General features: G+C 43.8%; 13 protein-coding genes. 3 read left to right on the top strand and 10 right to left on the bottom strand.

The annotated features are described in order from the left end of the window. The first annotated feature begins 18 nt into the window (after positions 1-18). The gene (locus QZ576_RS09970) at positions 19-1,665 is read left to right on the top strand and encodes a RagB/SusD family nutrient uptake outer membrane protein (protein WP_297096639.1); all 1,647 of its coding nucleotides are present in this window, start codon (positions 19-21) and stop codon (positions 1,663-1,665) included. Positions 1,666-2,264: 599 nt separating this feature from the next. Here QZ576_RS09970 and QZ576_RS09975 read toward each other — a convergent pair. From QZ576_RS09975 to QZ576_RS10000, 6 genes are all read right to left on the bottom strand, one after another. Next, on the bottom strand, positions 2,265-4,688 hold the full coding sequence (locus QZ576_RS09975) for an ABC transporter permease (protein ID WP_297096641.1): 2,424 nt from the start codon (positions 4,686-4,688) through the stop codon (positions 2,265-2,267). A gap of 901 nt (positions 4,689-5,589) precedes the next feature. Then, positions 5,590-7,134: a flavodoxin domain-containing protein gene (locus QZ576_RS09980; protein WP_297096643.1), complete on the bottom strand. Its 1,545-nt coding sequence runs from the start codon at positions 7,132-7,134 to the stop codon at positions 5,590-5,592. 2 nt (positions 7,135-7,136) lie between these two features. Continuing rightward, the gene (locus tag QZ576_RS09985; RefSeq protein WP_297096646.1) at positions 7,137-8,306 is read right to left on the bottom strand and encodes a PepSY domain-containing protein; all 1,170 of its coding nucleotides are present in this window, start codon (positions 8,304-8,306) and stop codon (positions 7,137-7,139) included. A 265-nt stretch (positions 8,307-8,571) separates the two neighbouring features. Continuing rightward, on the bottom strand, positions 8,572-9,801 hold the full coding sequence (locus QZ576_RS09990; protein WP_297096648.1) for a DUF4374 domain-containing protein: 1,230 nt from the start codon (positions 9,799-9,801) through the stop codon (positions 8,572-8,574). Positions 9,802-9,827: 26 nt separating this feature from the next. After that, positions 9,828-12,260, bottom strand: coding sequence for a TonB-dependent receptor (locus QZ576_RS09995; protein ID WP_297096650.1), 2,433 nt, complete (start codon positions 12,258-12,260; stop codon positions 9,828-9,830). Positions 12,261-12,469: 209 nt separating this feature from the next. Beyond that, the gene (locus tag QZ576_RS10000) at positions 12,470-12,979 is read right to left on the bottom strand and encodes a hypothetical protein (protein ID WP_297096651.1); all 510 of its coding nucleotides are present in this window, start codon (positions 12,977-12,979) and stop codon (positions 12,470-12,472) included. Positions 12,980-13,274: 295 nt separating this feature from the next. On the opposite strand from QZ576_RS10000, the gene QZ576_RS10005 reads away from it, so the two are divergent. Continuing rightward, positions 13,275-14,048: a class I SAM-dependent methyltransferase gene (locus QZ576_RS10005; RefSeq protein WP_297096653.1), complete on the top strand. Its 774-nt coding sequence runs from the start codon at positions 13,275-13,277 to the stop codon at positions 14,046-14,048. Between the two features lie 250 nt (positions 14,049-14,298). Here QZ576_RS10005 and QZ576_RS10010 read toward each other — a convergent pair whose 3' ends face one another. The 3 genes from QZ576_RS10010 to QZ576_RS10020 form a co-directional block, all read right to left on the bottom strand. Beyond that, positions 14,299-16,509: a DUF748 domain-containing protein gene (locus QZ576_RS10010; RefSeq protein ID WP_297096655.1), complete on the bottom strand. Its 2,211-nt coding sequence runs from the start codon at positions 16,507-16,509 to the stop codon at positions 14,299-14,301. A gap of 187 nt (positions 16,510-16,696) precedes the next feature. Beyond that, complete coding sequence (locus QZ576_RS10015) at positions 16,697-17,053, bottom strand: nuclear transport factor 2 family protein (RefSeq protein ID WP_297096657.1); 357 nt, start codon at positions 17,051-17,053, stop codon at positions 16,697-16,699. An 11-nt stretch (positions 17,054-17,064) separates the two neighbouring features. Continuing rightward, entirely contained in the window at positions 17,065-18,141 is a 1,077-nt protein-coding gene (locus tag QZ576_RS10020) for a BamA/TamA family outer membrane protein (RefSeq protein ID WP_297096659.1), read from the bottom strand. Between the two features lie 188 nt (positions 18,142-18,329). Between QZ576_RS10020 and QZ576_RS10025 the strand changes: the two genes are divergently transcribed. After that, the gene (locus tag QZ576_RS10025; RefSeq protein WP_297096660.1) at positions 18,330-19,925 is read left to right on the top strand and encodes a YfcC family protein; all 1,596 of its coding nucleotides are present in this window, start codon (positions 18,330-18,332) and stop codon (positions 19,923-19,925) included. A gap of 73 nt (positions 19,926-19,998) precedes the next feature. Here the strand turns inward: QZ576_RS10025 and QZ576_RS10030 are convergent, their stop codons facing one another. Further along, positions 19,999-20,169 carry a DUF362 domain-containing protein gene (locus tag QZ576_RS10030; protein ID WP_082063502.1) on the bottom strand — a complete coding sequence of 57 codons (171 nt, stop codon included), beginning with the start codon at positions 20,167-20,169 and terminating at the stop codon, positions 19,999-20,001. Positions 20,170-20,449: the final 280 nt, after the last annotated feature.

The raw sequence follows: 20,449 nt of genomic DNA on the forward strand, positions 1-20,449 counted from the left end.
AATTAAAACATAAGAACTATGTTTAAAAAGATAATATTGTTACTTGTAATAGTAGCTATTGCAACAACATCCTGTAAAGAAGACTTTTTGGAAACAAAACCAACAGATGCTATTTCTTCCAATGATGCATTAGCAACTGCTGAAAATATGGCGCTAATCCTTAACGGTTTGCATCGTTTATTATATGCTCAATCACAAACTCTACTTTCTGGCGGAGATAGTTACCGATCAGGAAATCAGTATTGGGTTCCTCTGGGAGATAATTTGGCAGGAGGCGTAATTCACACTGCTTCGGCAAACAATTTGGGTTGGCAAGACGAAACAAGATGGATTTCGCATAACCAGGAAACATCAAGAACAACCAAACAGTTGTGGTATCAACGCTATCATATTGTTGCCAGTGCCAACGCAATTATAAATAAAGCCGCCGAAGGAACAATTCCTGAAGATGCAAAAATGAAGGAAATTATTGGACAAGCCTATACCTACAGAGCCTATGCCTACCTTTCACTGGTTCAGCACTATGCCAAAGGATACCTGATTGGCAACCCTGCTTCCGATCCCGGTGTACCTTTATTATTTGCCTCTAAAGCACCTTTTACCAGTGAGCCGAGATCTTCAGTTCAGGTAATATACGACCAATGTATGTCGGATATTGATGCTGCCATAGGTTATTTCGAGGGTGCAACTGCAAGGCCAAGCGGTAATGCCTACGACAAATCGCAACTAAATATCAACGTTGCGTATGGTTTAAAAGCTCGTATAGCATTAAATATGGGAGAATGGAGAACAGCAGCTGATGCAGCGGTGATGGCACGTCAGGGTTATCCTTTAATGGACGAATCTGACTGGAAATCGGGATTTAACACAACACTACTTCCTGAAGTTATTTGGGGAAGTAATGTAATTGGTACCGAAACAACTTATTTCCGTTCTTATTTCTATTTGATGTGTAATACATTTAACGGAAGCCAAAATCGAAATAATCCTAAAATTATGGATAAGAGATTATACGCTCAGATTCCGGATACCGATTATAGAAAAGACATGTTCTTAAAAGATGCACCAAACTCAAATACTTCGGCTTCAAACGGAATGGGTGGATGGGAAAACAACACAAATCCATTATACACTACAGAAGAAGAATTTGATGCAGAAATTGACAGGCTTGCCAGTGTGTACGGATGGACTTCCAGTCATAATACGCATCCGTATATGCACGTAAAAATGAGACAAAAAGCACCCGGAACTACCGATCCGGATGATATTATTTTAATGCGTTCATCTGAAATGTATTTGATTGAAGCTGAAGCAGAAGCGATGTTAGGCAATGTTCAGGCTGCCCAAGATGCATTAAAACCTTTGGGCGAAGAACGCGATAGTGCTTATGATGTTACTATTTTCGATACTCAGGAAAAATTAATGGAACACATTAAGTTCCAGAGAGCTCTGGAATTATGGGGAGAAGGGTTCCTTTACGTTGATAAGATTCGTTGGGATGACGAAATTGACCATGCTGCAAATGGTGGTTCCGGTGCATCTGAAGGATTGTATCAAAGCGGATTCCAACAAGATAGACCATCAGTCAATGACGAGTGGGTATTTAAAATTCCTCAGGAAGAAATTGATGCGAATCCAAACTTAGGTCCCGGCGATCAAAATTAAAAATTAGCAGATGTTTGGATGGACTAGTTCAGGATAGCCTTACAGCTTATCGGACTAATTGACAAGACTCACAGACCGTTTCAAAAATCGATTTGAAACGGTCTGTTTTTTTATCACTCTTTAGCTTAATGATACCTTGTTCATGCATTTGCTTTGATAATTTCCCCTCCTGCCAGGAGGGGTGGCAGCGACACTAAATACTGCCATGAATAAAAAATATCCTTTCGCTGACGGGGTGGTTAAACAGATTACTTCGCTACGCTCGTAATGACAGGCGCTGTTTATAGCATCAGGGCAGCGGACAACAAACAATCGTGCCGGGAAAAACGAGTTCATTGTCCGCTGCCGGGCGTTACCACTAAAAAAAGTCATGGCGAGGGAGGAACGACTGTGGCAAACAAGTACCACCTCCCCACTGATTTCGTTGCACTGCATCAGCGGTACTCCTCCTTTGAGGAGGAGAAATCTTTACCTTGATAATTTCCCCTCCTCTCAGGAGGGGTGGCAGCGACATTAAACACTGCCATGAATAAAAAATATCCTTTCGCTGACGGGGTGGTTCTTTCAAGTCGCTTTTAAGCTAATCCCCTCTTCCTCCGCTACTCATACCTCAACGTATGCGCCGGATTAATCCGCAGTGTTTGCAGTGTTTTATAACTAATGGTAAGCAGTGCTATGGAAATGGCCGCAATAAAACCAATAATAAACTCGAGCGCGCCGAGGTGAATGCGGTAGTAATAATTATGCAGCCAGTTGGTAGCCACCCAGTAAATGAGCGGACTGGCAACAAGCGTTGCCACACAAACCAGGATAACGATCTCTTTCGAAATGAGGTAAAAAATACTGTAACCTGAAGCTCCCAGTGCTTTGCGCACGCCCACTTCTTTGGTGCGCTGCTCAACGGTAAACGAGGTGAGTCCGAACAGTCCGAGTGCGGCAATAAAAATCCCCAGAATAGCAAACACCACCGATAGTTTGGCATTTTGCCGCTCGGATTTATACATGTGCTCAAAATCTTCGTCCATAAAAAAGTAGCGCATCGGGTTGTTCGATGCAAAACGTTTCCAGCTGTCTTCAATCTGCGTAATGGCCGCAGCCGATGCATCGGTGTTGAATTTCACCGAAATATAGCCCCAGTTATTGTCGTCTTCCTTAAAGCGCATTACATACGGGTTGATGCGGCTGTGCAGCGATTCGAAATGAAAATTGTTACACACCCCGATAATGGGCATGAATTTTTTGTCGCCCTCGTTGGTAAACACAACAATAAAGCGGGTTTGGATATAATCGTCGATACCAAACTCTTCAATGGTTTTCTGATTTACGATACAAGCCTCGCGGTCGGCACCAAATTCGCGGTCGAAAAAGCGGCCGTCGCTGAGTTGCATGTTGTAGGTTTCCAGGAAATCGTAGTCAACATAGGCGGTTTGCATGAGGTAGGTCTGCCCGTCGTGACCTTCAAGCATATAGCCGTTGTTGTTATTGTTGTGTCCGGGAACAGCTGTCGACGCCGAAACATTTTCAACACCGGGTATTTTCAGAATTTCCTGTTTAAATGCTTTTACCTGGTCGCCAATAGAACCGGCACTTCCGATCACCATCAAACGGTCTTTACCAAAACCAACATCTTTATTTACCATGTATGTTAGCTGGCGGTACATAATAATAGTGCCCACAATAAGAATAATGGAAATAAGAAACTGCACCGACACCAGGATGCGGCGTAATTTCCCGTTTTTTGCCCCGTCGCGGAGCTTTCCGCGCAAGACCGTGTTGGGATTGAACGACGAGAGATAAAAGGCCGGGTAAGCACCTGCAACAAAACCCACAAACAGCGCAAAGGCAATAAGCAGCGGAATGTAGTAGAAATGCTCGATGAGGTTAAAACTGACCTGCGTATCGAAAACGTCGTTAAAAAACGGCAGCGACACAAAAACAATAACCACCGCCAGAATCAGTGCGATGAAAGAAATAAGCGTAGAATCGGTAAGGAACTGCAGAATAAGCATTCCTTTTGACGAACCGCTCACCTTTTTCACACCAATTTCTTTGGCGCGTTTTGTGGCCTGCGCAGTCGACAGGTTCATAAAATTTATGGAGGCAATTACGATAATCAAAATCGCCACACTACTGAAAATGATGAGGTATTTCGGGTCGGTGGCAGGTTTTACTTCGTGCTCGATTTCCGGCTGCAAATGTATTTTTGTTACCGGCTGCAAGTGAAAATTGTAGCGGTTGCCCTGCGCAATAAAATCCTCCAGTACGATCCCCATCATTTCCTGTACCCGCGGACCAACGTATTTTTCGATCATCCCGGCGAACTTTTCTTCCACAGTTGCGGGCGAAGTATTGGGTTTTAGCAGCACGTAGGTGGAGAAACTGTTGTTCAGCCACTCGGGATCGTTGGCGCGTCGGTTGGTCATAAACGATGTGAGGATGTTGGCATTAAAATGTGTTTCCTCGGGGAAGTCGGCCATTACTCCGGTTATGCGATACGGATCTTGTCCGGTATTTACACGCAGCATTTTATTGATGGGATCTTCGTTACCAAAGATCTTTTTGGCAGTCGACTCCGACAAAACCATGGTGTTGGGTTCGTTCAGCACCGTTTTGCTGTTGCCTTTTAACAGCGGAATGGAAAACAATTCAAAAAAGGTAGAATCCACTTCGGCAAAATCGTCGATCACATACGCGATATCTTCCTTTTTTATAATGGTTTCGCCCCAGGTATTCAGGCGGCAGAATTCTTCTACTTCAGGGAAATCGTTTACCATCGTCGGTCCCAATACGGCCGCCGTGTACGAGGCATTTATTTCCTGCTCGCCAATTTTACCGTCGAGCGTTGCCCGGTAAAGGCGGTCTTTGTTTTCGTTGTATTGATCGTAACTTAACTCGTGGAGAATAAACAATGCGATGATAATGCTACAGGCAATGCCAATGGCCAGCCCAAATATGTTGATAGCAACGTATCCTTTTTGCTTCTTCAGCGCCCGCAGGCTGTGTTTCAATAAGTTTTTAATCATGTTTCAATAGCTTTAGTTTTCCGTGAATGAATGAACCGGATATTGTAAAGACGCGGGAAATTGCTGTTGGTTACAGGATTAGGAAGGATTAGTGATTAAGGATGAAGGATTAATTAAGGCAAAAGTTGAAAGGATTAGTTGCGAGTGGTGAGATACGAGTGGCGAGTAGTAGGCAGTTGGCAAAATTCAATTGGCAAAAGTATAAGGTCGCGAGATTGTTTCTCCCGATTCGCTTACTCATCGGTATCGCAATGACATCGCACTGTGTGGTTTTATGGCAGCGGACAGGGATGATTTGTGCCAAGATGAAATAATTCATTGTCCGCTGCCGAAAATCATAATAAGGAACTGTCATTGCGAGGGAGGAACGACCGTGGCAATCTGAATGGAAGGATTAGTGATTAAGGATGAAGGATTAATTGAAATATGCGAGCTGCAGTTGGCAAAATGCAGTTGGCAAAAGTGTAAGGTCGCAAGATTGCTTCTCCCGATTCGCTTACTCATCGGTATCGCAATGACATCGCATTGTGTGTGTTATGGCAGCGGACTGGGATGATTTGTGCCGGAATGAAATAATTCATTGTCCGCTGCCGGACTAAATCCATGAAATGACATTGCAAGGGAGGAACGACCGTGACAATCAAACACCACCTCCCAACTGATTTTGTTGCACTGCATCAGCGGTACTTCCCGATGCTCCGATCGGGACAGGCTCTCCTCAATAGGAAGAGAAACTTACGCATTCCAAATCATCATCAAAAAGAATAAATACACCACGAACATTTCCCCTCCTTCCAGGAGGGGTGGCAGCGACTTCGAACAATGTATTGGAACATAAATAGGCCATCGCTGACGGGGTGGTTGTATGGCTAGATTGCTTCCGACTCCCCAATTCCCAGCTTTAATAACAACTCCAATGAAACCGTTCAGAGGATTTGAAAGTTTCCCAGGCAGCGTTGTCAGGGAAGATCCGTTGCAGGGCTTTTTCAACACCCTCGCCCATAGCTTTTGAGCCGCAGACATAAACATGTGCATCGTGTTTTATAAATGCTGCTACTTCGTTGTGTTTTTTTAATAGCAAGTCCTGAACGTACATTGGATTTTGCGGGCTTCGTGACTCCACTGCATCAAACAAAAAGCTGGCGTGCCGTTCGCTTATTGCGCTGAATTCGGAGTGGTAACGGTTTTTAGAATGATGCGACTGTTCGCCCCAAAGCAACCACGCGTTTGCTGGGAAATCATGTTGCTCCAGCTCTTGTACAAAAGCACGGAATGGTGCCACTCCTGTTCCGGCAGCGATCATTAGTACAGGAGTATTTTTATCTGCCGGCAAATAAAAATCGGGATTTGCTGCCAGACGAAAACGAACGGAACTACCCGGCTCAATACTTTCGTTTAACCAGTTGGAAGCAGCGCCTAAATGATTTTCTCCGTTGAACTGAAAACGAACAGTTTTTACCATCAGATCAATTGGCTTTTTGGCATTGGGAACGCTGCTAATTGAAAACTGCCGGATGCGTATTGGCGGTAACAACGACAGCAATTTTTCACCCGAAATTTCTGATGGGAAATCGTTAAGCAGATTGAGTACATTGGCCTTCTTCAGATAGATATCCAGCTCCTCATCTTGAGTAAGTAATTCGGCCAGTGATGTATTTGAAGTCGTCCCGGCATAAGCTTTTAGCAACTGACGGTTTACGCGCGTAATTTCTTTTTCGCGGGCAAAAGCGACTGCCAGTTGTGGTGCCTCTAATTTCTCGCAAAGCGCCTGCACAAGCTCCATCGGATTTTCGGGAATTACATCCAGCAAATCACCGGTTTTATAGTTACCGGCTGCTTCCGGGCAATCAATCTCCAGGTGATAGGTGGCATTCTTGTCGGCATCTACCGATAACAGCTCTCGATGCTTTAAAGTTCCGTTGTACCATTTTGAGCCTTCCAGTGAAATTTCATTTGCTGGCTCCTCTCCCGTTTTTAGCCGGGTCATCACCTCTTTTATCCACTCTACTGCCGGTTGTGCAAATTCTTCGTCACAGTCCTTTCGTGGCAGTATTCCTTTTGCTCCCAGCTCCTGCAGTCGTTTCTCCAGTGTTTTTCCAGCCTCGCAAAAGTCGTCGTAACTGGAATCGCCCAAGGCACAAACGGCAAACTGCAGTTGTTCCAAACCGGGCATATCAGCTGCCTGCAACTGTTTGTAAAACTTTCGGGCTTTTACCGGCGGTTCACCGTCGTCGTGGGTACTGACCACCATCAACGCCCGCTCCACATCTTTTAGTTGTTGCGGTTTTACTTTCGACATGCTGCTCAGGCGATGTGCAATATTTTGCCGGCCCAACTGCTTGCCCAGTTCTTCGGCCACCGTTTTTGAGTTGCCTGATTTTGTGCCATACAACACCATAAGCGGTGCCGCTTCTGCCGATCGCGAAAAGATATTTTTAAGAAACATAGTTACAGTTTTGATTTCAACAAATTCGCTTGCTGACTGCTTTTTTTACGTTTGTTGTACCACACAAAAAAGCCCGTTACAGGCAGACTGGCACTTACCAGGCTCAACAAAAAGGCCAGTATTTTTCCGGGCAGTCCCCAAATCGCTCCCGTGTGGAGATCGTAATTCATATGATCAAGCTTATCGGCAAAACCGGCCTCATCGTATCTTTCCACCTCCAACAATTCCAGCGTGTACCGATCGAAAAAATACTCGTCGTGATGATAAAAACGTCCCTGGTGTTTGTACAATACCACTTCAATGGCATCGTCGGCCTCGCGCAATTGCGGCGTCATATAGATGCGTTTTGGATTGGGGTATTGTTCCAACGCGAGGTAAAAAGCCCTGTCGATTGCCGGAATGCTGTCAGGGGTTACCGAAGACGCTGCCTGAACAACGGAGTGCGGATGTTCGTGCGCGGCTTTGCTCTCTCCTCCCGACGTTACATAATAAACGCCATTCCCGAACCACTTAAAACTCCACACCAGTCCGGTGCAGGCGATGATCAGCAGAAACAAAGCAGCATAAAATCCGGGAACATTGTGCAGGTCGAGGTTCAGTCGCTTCCACCCTGCCGACCATTTTACACGAAAACTTTTTTCGCGGTTTTTGGCCGTCCATTTCACCGGCCACCACATAATAATTCCGGTAATCAGCAATACAACGAATATCAGCACACCGATTCCCACCACCGGTTTTCCGATTGCCGGCGGAAGCCACAGGTAGCGGTGTCCTTTTATTATGAACTGAAAGAAATCAAACCCGCCATGCAAAACACCTTCCTTTTTGTGCAGCATTTCCCCTGAATAAGGATTGAGAAATACAACGCCAAAATCACGCCGGCCATTTTTGGTGTAATAAAAACCTACTGCTGCAGCACCGGTTTCGTCTTCGTAAGTCAATCCCGAAGGTGTTTTTCCCGGCATGTAAAACGAAGCGGTATCAACCAGCTGACTGGGCGGAACAAAAGCCTGGTTTTGGGCTTCAACCGTTCGCCACGGTTCCACAGCTTTCATTATTTCGTTTTGAAAAACATAAATGCAGCCGGTGATACTCACAATAAAAACGATAAGGCCGGAGCCTAAACCCAGCCAGAGATGTAACTTTCGAACAAGCGCTTTCCAATTTTGCATGCTTCCCGGTAATTTTTTAATGTTTCGAATCAAAAGTTGAATAACTTTTTGGGGCAAAACCCTTGATTTTACCTCAAATCCTAAAGGATGATCAAGGATTTTCTCGCTTTCTTCCTTCAGGATCGAGGTAAAAAAGGGAGAAAATCAGCCATCAAGTAAAAGCACAACTTTTAATTCGCATAAATGATAAAAAAGGGATCTCCGCGCTTCCCGTAAAAGGACACACGGAGATCAGTTTATGAACTACAAGTGTTTTAGTATCGATTTAAAATTTAAAGAATCCGGCGGTAAAGTTGGCCTGCACTTCAGCACCTTTGGTAGCTGTGTAGTTTACCGGATCGATCTGATAGACGTATGAATTTACATCTTCAGGAACCACCAGGTAAATGTGCTGGCCATCGTATAAACTTGTTGCAGCCAGTTTACGCCCCAATCCTGAATGCTCAGGCACACCGCTGATATAGTTGATGGTCTTTTCCGACAGATCAAGCACCGCCGGTTTTAACGGACCGTCTGCCCATGCCGACTGTTCCCTTCTATCCGCAGAATTCATTTCAACAAAAACTTTGTCGTTGCCAAGGTAAACCAGGTGCGCTGTTGTCAGACTGTCGGTAACCGTATTGAAATCGAAGATGTAATTGTTGTCGAATTCGCTGTCGCCACTGTTGATACGCAAGATTGCAGGATCTTTTGTGAACTGGCTAAATCCGTTGGCAGGATTGCTATGCGACAGTGCATACACATTTCCGCTTTCGTCTTTTATCAAACCCGATTTTGTACCAAAACCACCCACCGGGCCGGTACGATCGTCTTCAATAATTTTTACAAACTGCAGATCAGGGTAGCTAAAAACAGCAACCTGTGCCAGATCGGTGTGTGCGGTGGCATACGTGGCCGGATCGCTGATGTAATAGCTCACAAACAGGAAATCGCCACTTTGTACCATTCCTGAATAGGCGGCGCCGCTAAGGTCTGTAATTTCAGAAACTGCAGTATTTACGGTGCTTTCTGTTGTTATCGTTTCGGCGTCGATACGGTGCAGCGTAATCACATCCGACGACGATGCCATTTCAATGGCTACCAACATTCCGTCTTCGGTTTCCACAATGTCTTGCAGGCTGTTGCCAAACGACGAATTACCTCCGGTTTCCACCAGTTCGCCAGCAGTATTTTTTTCCAGCGCAATAATATCGGTGAGCTCAAAACCTCCAGTGGCATAAATACGGTCGTCAATCTTGTTGTAGGTATAATAACCCAAATGATCGATTCCCTGCCCAACAGCAGAAAGACTTCCGCTCATTACATCTTCGAACAAAACGGTGTAGTATGTAAAGTTGCCGTCAGTGCCCTGGTAAGCGAGACTTAATGCAAAATTTGCATCTTCGGTAATCACTTCAGGCACATCGTCATCGTTGCTGCAGGCGCTAAATAATAGTGTTCCGACTGCCAGTAAAGCAGTCATTGTTAATAGGTGTAAAAATTTTCCTTGTTTCATTTTATTTCTGAATTTTAATTGAATTTTTAGATCGTATACCGGAGCTTGATGCTGAACGAGCGTCCGGGTTTTTGTAAATAATATTTGTCGTAGAGTTTTGTGTCGAACAAATTGCGGCATTCGGCAGCGATGTTGTATTTGCCGTTCTGTAGCGAATAGCTGAGTTCGATGTCGTGTGAGATCTGGCGCGGAATGATATACTTGTCGCTGCCGGCACCAAGTTCGGTCCAGGTTAAGAAGTATTTTTCTACAAAATTTGCAAAGTAGTTGAGGTTGAGTATTGAGCCATCAGTAAGCCAGTTTTTGGCAGTTGCTCCCGCATTAAAATTGGCAAACAAATACGGTTTGTTGGGCAATCGGAAACCATAGTGGTAATTAGTTTGCCAGCCCGAACCTGTGTATGATTCGTTGTAGATCAACTTTGCACGATCGGTAATATCCTGATAAGTTACGTTGGCTCCCAAATGAAGAACATCCTTCCATGCGTATTGCAGATTGCCTTCTACACCCAGCACACGCGTGTCGCTGAGGTTATCGTAGCGCGTTTGCGGACTGGAAACCGTAACAACCGTATAAATCAGATCTTTTGCCTCGCGGTAGATCAAACTACTTCCGATCGCCAAATGATGGTTCCCCAGTTTTTGTGTGCTAAAAGCTGCTCCCAGGTTGATGTTATCGCTTTGCTCCGGCCCGAGGTCGGGATTAGCCTCCACAAATAAACCATCGCCAAAAATCTCTTCAGGCATGGGCATCCGGGCGGTATGTTCGTACGAGAATTTCAACTGTAATTCCGGAATAACAAAATAACTGGTTGCCAGTCCGTAACCAAAATTGAACAGTTTGTTATCCACCGCCTCAACACGCTGGGTTTCCAATGCAAAATCGAACAGTTTTGAAGTAGCAGCATGAATGTGATACATTTTCCCAAACAGCGTGGTACTCCATCTATTATTCAAATCGAATTTATAAGCCAGTCCCAACACCTGTTTGGTCAGGTCTTTTGGAAAACGGTTGGCCGGCTCGTCGGGATGTTCCGTATCGTGTGCTTTTCTGTGAAAATAGTTGAGTGAATAATTCAGTGCCAACGAACTGCGAGTGCTCAGTGCATATCCGGCATTTAACTGGGTACTAAAATCGGTTTCATTAAGCGTGGTGAAGGTGCGGTAAAACTCGCCATCGGTCGACCTCTCTCCATTCGAGGTATAAATTATCGACGGCTCACCCAGCCAGTTGTAACGCACTCCCTGCAGTGTATCGATCACTTCCGACTGACTCCAGTTCAGGGCACTGTACAAACTCACATCCAGTCCTTCGGTCAACAAATCTTTTTTATTGTAACGAAGCGTTGGCATCAGCGAGCGGCTGTTCCGAACGATACCGCCGTAAACGGTGTTCATTGTTGCTCCGTGTTGTACCTGTTTATCGTTGCCCGAAAGCATAACTCCAAAAAGTAACTGGTCGGCAAATGATTTATCCACCAATCCGGTTTCCAGTTTTAGCGATCCCGAGCGGTAACGATCGTGAAAACGACGTACCCAGGCGGTATCCACCACCGTATTGTTTTCCACAATGCGCGCCCACACTTTATAATCGTTGTCAGAATAATTGTAAAACAAATTGCCGCGGAAAGTAAAGCCAGTTTCCTCGTTGGTGTAAGCGCCATTCAGCGACGCACGATGTGTGTTAAACGATCCCAACGCATACGATGCATCGAGGTAATTATTGGTACGATTGGTAACGATATTCACGGCTCCGCCCAGCGCGTCGGTGCCCAACCAAACCGGCACCACACCTTTGTACACGTCGATGCGGTCGATCATATTTACCGGCAGATCACCCAATGTCATTGAGCCGGCGTTGTCCATTGGGATTCCGTCCATAAAAAACTTCACCTGGTCGCCCGAAAAACCGTTGAGTGTAAAACTCAGGTCGGAGCCCAAACCGCCTTCTTCCTGAATACGCACACCCGGAATTCGGTCCAACACTGATTTTGCATCGCTGGTACTGTTGAACAACTCTTTGGTAGATACGGATGAGACCTGGTAGGCCTGCTCGATTACCCGACGTGTGGCCGATTTTCCGCTCACCACCACATCGTTGATCATGTAATTTTCAGGCTCCAAAACCAGTTCCAACGATGGCGACTGCCCGCTTTTTACCTGCACTTCCTGATCTTGCGATTGAAACCCGATGCAACTCACCTGCAGACGATAAGTACCGGTTGTAATATTTTGGAAAGTGAATTTACCGTTGATATCGGTGGTTACCCCTGTGTTGCCCGGATTAAGAACCAGGTTCACGCCCGGCAGTGTTTCGCCGTCGGCCGTTTGAACCGTTCCGGCAAGGTCCACCTTTTCTGCAGATTGCGCCCCAACATTTTGCTGCAAAAGCAAAACCACCGAAAAGCCCAGCAGGATATTCTGTAGTAGATTATTTCTAAAAATTGATTGTTTCCCCATTGTTTTCACGAATTCTATCAAAGTAGTGTTCGCAAAAATAGAGGGCTACCTTAGGGTGCACAATCCCCTATTGTAGTGAAATTAGCTTCTGCCACAAGACCGGACAAGCAGCACTCGCATATAACATAAAAGAAAGATTGCCAGCATTTTGCCGGCAACCCATTTAATATTTTAAGTATTTTGCATCCCCTGTTTTGGGGATTATATCATTACAGGCCTAACCCGATATGCAGTCCCATACTTAAATGTACGTGCTCGAAATTGTATCCCAATTCCACCATTGGGCCCATGTGGATGTTACCCACCTGAAAATCGTAGGCAGTTTCAAAATGAAGGGCAAAATTTTTCTCGTCCCAGTCTTCACCTTCAAAAGCAATTCCGGGTGTTAGTGCAAAATGTAGCCGGTCGACAGGCGTATAACTACCAACAACACCAATTGTATTGTGGTGGTGTTCGTCGAAAATACGCTCGTAAGCCAGTCCCATTCCAAAATTCGAGTGACCGATATTTCTGATCACGTGAAGATGCAGGCCATAACTAAACTCATCTTCGCCAAAAAAATAAACTGCCGAGTTGCCGATTCCTATTTCGGTTTTATGTCCGTGGGTGTGGTCCTCGTGTTCATGATCATCATGATCGTGGTTCTCCTGGGCGTTAACATTCAAAACAAAAAACAGGGCAATAATGCCGCTTAACAAACTGATATAACTTTTTTTCATTGTCATTTTAAACTTCGTATTCAAACAGTCTCAATCCAACGTATAAAATTGAAAAATGTTGAACTTCACTTGCTTTTTTGCAAAAAAAACTAATTTTGTGGTTGTAAAATTTTTGCATGTTATACACAAATTTGGATTCCGTGAAGTAAATAACCTTTGGCAGCAGACCTTTGGTTATCCATTCGTTAAACTCCGACTATTTCCTGTCGGGGGCATTTTTATTTCATAATATTACAAACCGCCTGAAACTTAAAATACTTATACGCACAGTGTTTTAGGCAAAAATTAGTACAAAATGAGTAACGAAAATTCATCTATACACGAATTCGATGTAAATTTAATTTGCGAATATTTCTCGCACCTCGAACGCCAGGGACCGGGAAGTCTGGAAATAACCATAAAGGCGCTAAGCTTTATTGAGGGCCTCGATGAACAGTCGAAAATTGCCGACATTGGTTGTGGTACCGGTGGGCAAACCATGATTTTAGCGCAACATACGCCGGGGCAAATAAAGGGCCTCGACCTCTTCCCCACTTTTATCGACCTGTTTAATAAAAATGCGCAGAAGCACAACCTGCAAGAGCGCGTAAAAGGGATTGTTGGCTCGATGATGGAGCTGCCTTTTCAGGCGGAAGAGTTGGATTTAATCTGGTCGGAAGGCGCCATTTACAACATTGGTTTTGAACGCGGCCTGCGCGAGTGGAAAGCGTTTCTGAAACCGGGAGGATACGTTGCAGTGAGCGAAGCATCGTGGTTTACTGAAGAGCGCCCACAGGAGATCCATGATTTCTGGATGGACGCTTATCCCGGCATCGACACTATTCCGAATAAAGTAGCACAAATGCAGCAAGCCGGTTATGTACCAGTGGCATCATTTATTTTGCCCGACAATTGCTGGCTCGAGCATTTTTATGCCTTGCATGCCAGGGTTCAGGAAACATATCTGAAAGAACACGCCGGCAATAAAGCCGCTGAGCGTTTTGTTGCCAACCAAAGGCACGAAGAGAAACTGTACAACAAGTACAAGGATTTTTATGGCTACGTGTTTTATATCGGAAAGAAGATTTAAGCAGCTATAATGAATCAGTAATGATTCCCGGGAGTCATCAACAGAAATGCAAGTGAAACAATATTCGAAGAACTCTCCCTAACTACCTCTCTTTGCGAAGAGTGGGACGATTGTGTCGAAGGCACAATCAGGGTGAGTCAATGAATTTTAAAGCATATTCTGCTATAAATTTTCAATTGCCTTTAATAAAAAAGGGTCGTTCCGAAGTTCGGAACGACCCTTGATTTATGTGATTAAACAAATAATCGATCTACTGATTGGCTTCTGAATCTTCCACCGCGACTTCGTCTTCGGCCAGTTTGTAAGAGATCTTAAATAGTGGCCGGCTGCCGATATTCAACACTTCTTCATCTTTGTATTCCAGCACACGAATCGTAGTTGAATCGTTTTGCTCTTTTAAATAATTCTGCACCATTTCCAGGCGATTGTTTTCGCGTGCCACGATTACACTGTCGACTTCGGTTTGAGGTGCCAGTAAACGTTCGTAATCCTGCACCACCAAAGAATCGAGCTGCGTTTCATTTTTTAAATACTCCTGATAATCTTTACGATTTCTAATGGGATCCTTGTCCGTTTTCTCGGTGTAATTATTTTGTACAATTTGCGAAGCGACATCAAAACGTTCCAGTTTCCGGTCGTTCAGGTACTGCATTTCAATCAGCAATTCGGGTTTCTGTTGCTCCAATTCCAGTAACAGATCGAGCGACCGGATTTGTTTGCGCGTTAACGTGGTATCGCTGTACACCAAGGTAATTTCTTCCAGCTCTTTTGGATCGGCGCCCAACAAATTACCCAACGCACGGAAAGGTGAGGATACAATTTTTCCCATAAATCCTTTGAAGGTGTTCCACACAATTTTTCCCACATCCGTTTTCGGATCCGACAGATCGCCGGTTACCGGAATATCCAGGTTCACATCACCATTTTTGTCTTTCAGAATAAACAAAGCCAGTTTTATGGGCACATCGTACAAACCTCCCGATTTACGCCCCATTTCAACATTACGAATCACTAGCTCATTCTCGCTGTTCAGCTGTTTATTAATGATGGACGTTTGGTTGCGGTAATACATGTCGCCAAACAAAATAGGCAGCCCGGCGTAGTGTTTCGAATAAATATTTATATCGGGCAACTGGAAATCGGACAACACATAATTCAGCTCAATGTGCTGAAATGGATCGTACGGATTCCAGCCCAGTTCGGCTTCCAGGTTACCCCGTTTATTCAGTTTCATGCTCGAATTAATTTCCAGCCAGTTGCTGTTCAACGAGAGCGAATCCATATCGACATCCACCTGCGAAAGTTCGTAGTTAAAGATCTCCTGCAAACGCTGATCGCTAAAATCGATGAGTCCGTTATCGATCACAAATTTATCGATCAGAATATCGTATGGTTCTGTTTTTTCACTCTCAGTGGTGTCAGCAACCGTTTCTTTCTCAGGCGGCACCATCATTTTTTCGAAGTTCGACAAAGAGTCGATCAAAGCGAAATATACGTAGGGCTCTGTAATTTCTATCTTTCCAACCTCGGCCTGGAATAACAAAGGCTTCGAACTAGTAAGTTCCATTATCGCTTTCGCCACTCCTAAAACCTCTCTGCCCGATGGATCGGTAAACATTAAACTATCCACCTGCGCAGTTCCACTCAGCAAGAGATCGCTCGGCTTATCACTATTTCCACTGAAATTCACTTTTGCATCCAGTGTTCCTGTCATTGCTTTAAAATCCATGTACTCCTGCATGTAGGGCAAGGCAATGTTCATCGCCAGTTTGTTAAGGTCGACTTCACCGGTAAGCTCACCCGTTTTCGAGTTATAATCAAATGTGGTGCTAATGCTACCTCCATGACCAACACTAAACGCCAGATCGGCCGAACTTTCTTCACCTCCCCAATAAATCTGCGGAATAAGGAAACTAATGTCCTGCATTTCTATGGTGTTTTCCAGCTCAGTATCGGTGTATTTTACGCGTCCGTTCTTTATCTCCAGCAAATTCAGGTCCAGGCGGTACGGTTCTGTTGCCGTGGTATCTTCTTCAATCACTACTTCATCGGTGGCGAAAAACTCAATCAGGTCGGTAAAATTAAACAGCGTATCGGTTTGAATAACCTGCGAATAAGGATTCACCAATTGAAATTGCTGCACATTTATTTCGTGTTTCAGAAAACGCAACGGTTTCATATTGAGGAAAAGCGTGTCGAAACCAACAAAAATATCGGTATTGTTTTGCTCGTACATGGCCATGTTGTACACCTGCAAAGTTGAAGTAAAATAATTGTACTTTATCTTCTCGATGGTGATGGTACGGCCCGAAAGCTCAACACTGTTTTTATTGATGTAATTTTTGATGAAACCCGGAGCCAGCGCCAATGCTACAACCACGATTACAATTAAACTGAGTAGCACGATCAAACTAATCCGCTTCCACTTTCCTGTTTTATGTTTTTCTTCTTTTGTTCCCATTCTGTGCAGGTAGTTCTTGCTGAAATTCTAATTAATGTATTAAAGTTATGCTATTTTATAAATAACAACAACCAAATTTTCTGGTTTAATTTTTCTGAAGTATCAGGTTTAGATTCTTTTGAAAGAGTAATTCATTGTGAGGCAAAAGTTTGCCCCAAAAGGCACTGTTTAGGTCATTGTATCTTTATTATTCGATGGGCAGATTGTGTTGTTTTAAAAAGCTGAGTTTGTCCCAGTAGCCGCGTTGAAACTTAATTTTATCGCCGGCAAATTGGAAGAAACCACAGCCTCGTAAGCCCAGCGGATCTTTCCACTCCAGAATTCCCCAGTTTCCGTCTTCAAAAATATTCTCTACAATACATGTCATTTCGGCTTGTGCAAATTCGCTCCGAAACATTTCGCGGATGGCTTCTCTTCCAACAACAGGTTCGTTTGCTACCTGATGATTAATGGCATCATCGCAATACATTTCTGCCAAACTGGCGATGTCTGCCCGGTTGAATTTCTCCACCCATCTTTCAACAAGTTGTTTTGGAGTACTCATGTTAGTTTAGTTTAAAAGGCTTCACCAATCCGGAAATAAACTCCCCAATCGTCTTTTCCCACTGCAGCATCAAGACCAATATTAAACTTTGCGGCTTTAAACGCCTGGTAACGATACCCCACACCTACACCGGGGTAAAAATCCCAGTCAAAATCGGGGTTCTGCGAGCCATAAATTGTAGCCACGCCGGCAAAACCAACCAATCCCATCCGCTTGGCAAAATTGTAACGGTATTCGCCCTGCACAGCCATTAATCCATCGCCACGGTATTTGGCTTCAGAATAACCACGAATGTCGTTTCCACCAATAGTAACCTGTTGCTCGAAAAGAATATCGCCAATACCAAAAGTTCCCGAAAAACGTGCGGCAATTACATCACGGTTGTCGTGAACCGGAAAATACTGGTTATACTCGGTAATAATTTTATTGGCCTCAATATCGTTACCCAACCACTGCGGAAAAGAATTCCACTTCAGGCGAATCTGATTTCCCTCGGTGGGATAATAAACCTCGTTTCGGGTATCCCACAAAGCAATGTACTGAACCGAATGCGTGTCGGTGGTTGCGTCCTCCAATACTCCATCTTCGTATTTGGTATAATGATGTGCATATGTGTAGCTTATTCCCCCATAAAGTGCCGGCAAAACTTTGCGCTGAACACCTACACTTACCAATCTTGTTTTTGTTTTGTAATCGTAAAAACCGGGGGTAACATCATAATCGTAATAAAACTGCGAGATATGATTTCCGGTAGCACCATAAAATTGAATGCGCCAATTGTCCTGTGCCAGGTGCCAGCGGTTAAAAAAACCGACAAATTTCGATCCGTTGGTGGTAAACACAGCGGTAACTCCCGACAAGGATTTTGGAGAAATGGTATCGTTCGGGTTCAGGCGATACATAGCCAGCGGAAGAACACCATACATAAAATCGAGGTTGCGGTTATAGCTCATATACGGCATCAGGTTGAAGTTAAAGTTCTTATCTTCTTTAGCCTGAGCAACGGAAGTACTGTCGTTTGCAGCCGTTTGACCATAACTGCTGAATGCTGTTAACGACACGAGGAATAGAATCAGATATTTTCGCATTATTTATAAGTGTGTGATTTAAATTTACTTCTAACAATTTAAGAAAAATCAATCATATAGAAAGAACTTTTCATAATGTTTATCATAAAATACTGGTAGAAAGCAAAATGCAACTTCCCCCTCAGGCAGTTTTCCCTTTCCACTCATCTCATTTGAATTGTTATCTTAGGTTTTTATATCTTTCAGGCATGTTAAAGAAAGTTCCGCATACCTACGTTATCATATTTTTTCTGATTGTTTTTTGTGCTTTGTTAACCTGGATTATTCCGGGTGGCGAATTCGAGCGCGAAAGTGTTGTTGTTAATGGTGTTGAACGCAGTGTAATCGAAACCGGATCGTTTCATAAAACCGACAGCCAGCTGCAAACGTGGCAGGTTTTCTCTTCCTTTTTCGATGGTTTTTTGAGCACCTCGAATATCATTGCACTTATTTTATTGATTGGCGGTTCGTTCTGGATTCTTAACGACAGCAAAGCAATCGACATTGGTATTTACACTTTTCTGAAACGGTTAAAACGATTGGAACGATCGAAAGTGCTTGCTTTTGTTGGGGTGCATAATATTGTACTCGTTTCTATCATGACCATCTTCAGCTTGTTTGGAGCCATTTTTGGCATGAGCGAAGAAACCATTGCTTTTACCATCATTTTTGTTCCGCTGGCCATTTCGATGGGCTACGACTCGATTGTTGGTGTTTCGTTGTGTTTTATTGCTGCTGCAATGGGTTTTGCCGGTGCTTTTTTAAATCCGTTTACGGTTGGCGTAGCGCAGGGACTGTCACATATTCCGCTGTTCTCTGGTTTGGAATACCGAATTTTGATGTGGGTAGTGATCAACTTTTTCGGCTTTGCGTTTATTCTGCGTTATGCCGCCAAAATAAAAAAGGCCCCAACAAAATCGGTTGTATACGAAGATGATGCTTACTGGCGGTCGCGTAACGAAACCGCAGCCGTAAAAATTGAAAAGATAAAACCAACTGCTGCGTGGTTCGCACTTTCCATTATTTCTGTTGCACTTATCGTTTTTTCAATCACTATCCCGCAAAGTTCAATTACCATCGGGAACAATGTATTTTCTATTCCGGCAATTCCGGTGGCCACAGTACTTTTTATTGTTATGGGGGCTTTAACGCTGCGGAAATCGGTGCAATACTTTATTTTAACACTGCTTACTTTTACCATTGTTTTTCTGGTAATTGGCGTAATGGGGCACGGTTGGTACATAAAAGAGATAGCAACTATTTTCTTTGCCATGGGAGTTTTTGCTGGCATGGCGGCCAACAAATCACCCAACACAATTACCAAACTGTTTTTAGATGGCGCCAAAGACATTCTGCCGGCAGCTATGATCGTTGGATTAGCGCGTGGAATAGTGGTTATTCTTGAAGACGGACAAATTATCGATACCATACTTTTTTATGTTTCCAACTCGATGCAAAACTTCGGAGAAGTGGGAACAGTGGGAATCATGTACCTGATACAAACCATGCTGAATGTATTTATCCCATCCGGATCGGGACAGGCGGCACTAACGATTCCGATTATGTCGCAGATTTCTGATTTGATTGGAATTTCGCGCCAGACTACTGTTGTAATATTCCAGCTTGGCGATGGTTTTACCAACATGATCACTCCTACAAGTGGCGTATTAATTGGAGTGTTGGGAGTGGCACGTATTCCTTACGAAAAGTGGTTTAAGTGGGCTGCTAAGTTTACTTTAATGCTGATTATTATTGGCTTCTTATTGATTTTGCCAACTGTTTTTATGGAGTTGAATGGGTTTTAAAGCGGTTTGAGGAACCAAAAGGGCATAAAAAAAGCCCGCATGCGCGAGCTTCAATGTCTTTATGCTGAGCGGACTATTCTTCAATAGCAATTGCCTCAACTGGACAAACTTCTGCGCATGAACCACAGTCTGTGCAAAGCTCTGCATCGATGGTATAGATATCACCTTCTGCAATAGCGTCAACTGGGCACTCATCGATACAAGTACCGCATGCGATACATTCATCTGAAATTTTGTATGCCATAACAATGAATTTTAAAGTTAAACATTATCGTTTTCAGCAAAAGTACAAAGTTTGGTATAAAATCAAAGTTCAAAAAACATTTTCTTGACATGTTTTACAGTAAGTACCCTAAAACAACTATTAATCAACAGGTTACTACCTATCCACATATTAATATTCAATTAATCTTCATTTTGTTAATTTTACTACTGCTAATTTTTCGGAATGGAATCATTCCATATTATCAATCCAAAGGTTTCCACCAAGAATACCCCAACACCACAAAACTGAATTTCAACAT

The sequence above is a fragment of the uncultured Draconibacterium sp. genome (genome assembly GCF_913060805.1).
GTDB lineage: Bacteria > Bacteroidota > Bacteroidia > Bacteroidales > Prolixibacteraceae > Draconibacterium.

Coding starts and splice junctions, on each gene's coding strand:
- QZ576_RS09970 (WP_297096639.1), top strand. CDS start 19: ATGTTTAAAAAGATAATATTGTTACTTGTAATAGTAGCTATTGCAACA.
- QZ576_RS09975 (WP_297096641.1), bottom strand. CDS start 4,688: ATGATTAAAAACTTATTGAAACACAGCCTGCGGGCGCTGAAGAAGCAA.
- QZ576_RS09980 (WP_297096643.1), bottom strand. CDS start 7,134: ATGTTTCTTAAAAATATCTTTTCGCGATCGGCAGAAGCGGCACCGCTT.
- QZ576_RS09985 (WP_297096646.1), bottom strand. CDS start 8,306: ATGCAAAATTGGAAAGCGCTTGTTCGAAAGTTACATCTCTGGCTGGGT.
- QZ576_RS09990 (WP_297096648.1), bottom strand. CDS start 9,801: ATGAAACAAGGAAAATTTTTACACCTATTAACAATGACTGCTTTACTG.
- QZ576_RS09995 (WP_297096650.1), bottom strand. CDS start 12,260: ATGGGGAAACAATCAATTTTTAGAAATAATCTACTACAGAATATCCTG.
- QZ576_RS10000 (WP_297096651.1), bottom strand. CDS start 12,979: ATGAAAAAAAGTTATATCAGTTTGTTAAGCGGCATTATTGCCCTGTTT.
- QZ576_RS10005 (WP_297096653.1), top strand. CDS start 13,275: ATGAGTAACGAAAATTCATCTATACACGAATTCGATGTAAATTTAATT.
- QZ576_RS10010 (WP_297096655.1), bottom strand. CDS start 16,509: ATGGGAACAAAAGAAGAAAAACATAAAACAGGAAAGTGGAAGCGGATT.
- QZ576_RS10015 (WP_297096657.1), bottom strand. CDS start 17,053: ATGAGTACTCCAAAACAACTTGTTGAAAGATGGGTGGAGAAATTCAAC.
- QZ576_RS10020 (WP_297096659.1), bottom strand. CDS start 18,141: ATGCGAAAATATCTGATTCTATTCCTCGTGTCGTTAACAGCATTCAGC.
- QZ576_RS10025 (WP_297096660.1), top strand. CDS start 18,330: ATGTTAAAGAAAGTTCCGCATACCTACGTTATCATATTTTTTCTGATT.
- QZ576_RS10030 (WP_082063502.1), bottom strand. CDS start 20,169: ATGGCATACAAAATTTCAGATGAATGTATCGCATGCGGTACTTGTATC.